Annotated in this window: 2 protein-coding genes; both read left to right on the top strand. The window is 64.7% G+C overall.

Translation table 11 applies throughout. The features are described 5' to 3' along the window. Nucleotides 1–1,247 (top strand): DNA repair exonuclease (locus OSA81_13455; protein ID MDE0900007.1); only part of this gene is annotated, 1,247 nt, incomplete at its 5' end. Continuing rightward, nucleotides 1,244–3,853: AAA family ATPase (locus OSA81_13450; GenBank protein ID MDE0900006.1), on the top strand; the 2,610-nt coding region annotated here is incomplete at its 3' end. The genes OSA81_13455 and OSA81_13450, both read left to right, overlap by 4 nt.

The following is a 3,853-nucleotide window of genomic DNA, read 5'->3' as shown; positions in this document are numbered from 1 at the left end:
GTTTCCTGCACATCGCCGACGTACACCTCGACACGTCCTTCGCGGGCCGATCGGAAGAGGTGCGAGTCCGACTCCGCGAAGCCTCGCGTCAGGCGTTCAGGAACGCTGTTGACCTCGCGATTCGTGAGGATGTGCACGCGCTTCTGATCGCTGGAGACCTCTTCGACGGCGACCGACTGTCCTTCCAGACGGAGCGCTTTCTGCTCGAGCAGGTTGGCCGGCTGAACGACCAAGGCATCAGCGTCGTCTACGCCACAGGCAACCACGATCCCGGCTCGCCAGATACCGGCCCTCGCGCTCTTGCCTGGCCGAACTGCGTGAGTGTGGCCGGCGACGGGATCGCACAGCGCTTCACGATCCACAATCAGTCTCAGGAAGCTGTTGGATACGTCACCGCAATCGGCCACGCCGATGCACAGGTGACAGACGATCTCTCCCGGAGACTCCCAATGCCGGTGGGCGATCTCCCGGAGGTAGCGCTCCTGCATACGCAGGTGCACTCGTCCTCAGGGTCGAAGGATCACCACGCATACGCTCCTTCCGAACTCACCTGGCTAAGGCACGCGGGCTACGACTACTGGGCGCTCGGCCACGTGCACATCCGGCAGGAGCTATCGGACGACCCGCCGATCTGGTATTCGGGAAGCCTGCAAGGGAAGACGCACACAGACCGAGCTGCTCGGGGCGCGCTCTTGGTCGACCTCTCAGACCGCGCTGCGCCGACCATCGCCTTTCGGGCACTGGCCCCGGTCCAGTGGGATACACTGGAAGTCGAGCGTCTGGATGGCGTGGAAACGCTCGATGAACTGGAGCGCCTGATCCACGTGGCATGGCGCGCAGTACGTGACGTCGAGCCCGGGCCGTCGAACGTCGAATGGATGGTGCGGATCGTTCTCTCCGGGCCGTGTCCTCTTTGGATTGAGCTTCGGACCGCGGAGAACCAGGATATGCTGGGTCGTGAACTCAAGGGCATCCTCGGAGCCCTGGACGTGGCCATTCTTGCGGGGGGGGTCTATCCGGTCGTGCCCCTCGACGAGCACCGCCTTCGGACCGACGTGCTCGGCGAGGTTCTCCGCCTCTCTGATGACCTGAGAAACGGCGAGCGGTCGATCGACCACCTGCTGGTCGGTGCTCTCGCCGGGGCTCCCTCGGATGACCCGATCGCCCTGCGCGCCTACGTAAGAGATCTCCTCGACGGCGCCGACGGAGAACTGGCGGCTCGTCTCCTAGACGAGAACGCTCGGTGAAGATCGAACACTTGCGCATCGATGGGTTCGGCAAGCTCGCCGGACTCGAAACCGGTCCGGAACCTCTGGAGTCACTCGTCGTTGTGCTGGGCCCGAACGAGGCCGGAAAGTCGACAATGTTCACGTTTCTCACGACGGCTTTATATGGGTTCCAGCCAGCGTCCCGGGAACGGAACCCCCATGTGCCCTGGGGCGCAGACGAGGCGGGTGGCGAGATCCAAGTGCGCCTCGCTGATGGTCGATGTGCGACGGTCGAGAGACGGTTGCGATCCACTCCGTCGGGGACGCTCACCGTTGTGGACGTCCCGCAGGACCTGAGAAATCAACCACTGCCTTGGGTCGCGCACGTGCCACGGACGGTATTCCGCCAAGTGTTCGCGGTGACCCTTTCGGAACTCGCCGGACTCGACGGCGACACGTGGGCACGGATTCAGGATCGAGTCCTCGGGTCTATGGGAGCCACGGACCTGCACTCGCCGCGCAGCGCCGCCGAGACGTTGGAACAGGAGGCTGGAGAGATCTGGCGGCCAAGTCGACGAGGAAATCAGCGCCTGCGTCTTCTTCAGGCCGAGACGCGGACCCTGCGGGCACAGCGGCACAAGGCTCTCGAACGCGACAGAGAGATCCGCGCACTGGTTGAGGAGAGGGAGAACGTCCTCGTGCAGCTGGATGAGACCCGGCGAGATCGATTTCAGGACAAGGTCAACCTGGAACGCGTCCAGGAGCTTCTCCCCGTCAAACGCCAGCTCGACCGCATCGCTGCGCTCCGGATCGAGGGAGGGAATCGGGACGATCTGATTGGCCTGCCCGATCGGCCCAAGGAGACGATCGAGCTGCTCGAGGCCGACCGGAAACGACTCACTGGCGAACTCGACACGATCGAGGAGGAAACGCTCGCACCCACGGCGACCCGTGCCGCTTACAACAGCGCGGCCAAGGGCCTCCTCGAACACGAGGAGAGCATCTCCCGATTTCTTTCACGGGCCAATGCGGTCGACCCAGACCGATTGAGGCTTCCAGGGCTCGCAGCTGAAGTCAGTGAACTGAGCGTGCAGGCAAGAACTGCGGCCGGGCACTTGTTCGGACAAGAGCAAGACGGCTTCCCGGACGCACCCGACAGCGCGCAGAAGGTCGATGGCCTGTCCCTCGACCTTCTGCGGGACCGGGTGGACCGATTCGAAGTCGCCCGTCGAGCGTCACAGCTGGCCAACGAGAATCAGTCCGTCGTGGTCCCGTCGAGCGCCGGCGCCGCGTCCGGCTGGGCGCTGCCGGCGGTCCTGGGCACGGCGGGGATCGCGGCAGGCGCATGGGCTCTGGCGGGCGGTCCCAGTCTCGCAGGCCCGATCGCGACCGCGCTCGTCGCGATCGGGGCGACCCTCGCGATCATGCGCCGGTCTGCAGCGAGACCGGAAACTTCACCAGCCCCGACCCCGCCAGTAGATCGTGTCGATGAGTCCGAGGGGTTGCTCACCGAGATCCACGATTTGCTCGACGGCATCCCGCTACGGCCCGATGTCGTCAGGCACCCCACCCAAGGGTTGGTCGGGGCGCTGGACCGCTTACAGACCCTGCGCGTGGCACTCCGAGAAGCCGTGCGCCGCGAGGATGCCCTCACTGACCGGATCACTACCGTCGATTCCGAAGCGCAGGAGCTCGCTTCGCTGACGGGACACCCGCTGACCGGGAAAGGCGACACTTTCGCCGGATCCCTCGACCGCGCCCTTCGCGCCGCAGACCGAGCCCGACACGCGGCTGAGGGAGGCGCGCACGAGGAATCGAGACTCGAGCGAGCCCGGAGTCGACTGACGGAGCAACTCGAGTCCGTGGATGGAGACGTCGCGCTTCTGCGAAAGCGCTTCGCGGCGCTCGACGGCGGGAAGGGAATGACCGGGGTGGACGTCGCACAGCGACGCGTGGATGCTCATGACCGTGCCGACCGACTCACAGAGGAACTGGGACGCGACGGCCCGAACATCCGTGACCTCGAGGCACGTATCCGGGAGAGTGAGGCCGGTGGCCGTCCGCTCGATGAAGAATCAATCGACATACCCCGCCTCAGTGCCCGTCTCGACGATCTCGACATCGCCATTGTCGACCTTGCTACGAAAGCGAAAGCGCTAGAGCTCGACGCAGCACATCTCCGGGAGCTCGAGACCACCGACGCCGTCGACAGTTCCATTCTCAGTCTCCAGGAGGAGGAAGCTGCGCTCACACGCGAGCGTGACCGGAAATGGGTGCTAGCCCAGCTCCTGCGAGAGGCAGATCGCAGCTTCCGTGAAGAGCATCAGCCAGACCTCATACGCCGCGCATCCGGCTACCTCGAGCGCCTCACGGGTGGCCGCTACACCGGATTGCTCATTGACGAGCAATCCGGCGGCGACCTGTTCCAGATCGTCGGACCCGGCCTGCCTCAACCGATCGCCCTCGCCTCCCCGATCTCCACGGGAACACTCGAGCAGGCATATCTCAGCCTGCGCCTCGCCATCGTCGACCACCTCGACGAAGGAGCCGAGAAACTCCCCATCTTCATGGACGAAGCTTTTGTGAACTGGGACGAGGAGCGACGGGACCGCGGTCTCGTAGCACTGTCCGAACTTTCGAAGACT

The organism is Longimicrobiales bacterium, from assembly GCA_028823235.1.
In the GTDB taxonomy this organism is placed as follows: Bacteria; Gemmatimonadota; Gemmatimonadetes; order Longimicrobiales; family Gaopeijiaceae; genus UBA2589.
This window is presented reverse-complemented; position numbering and strand designations above follow the sequence as displayed.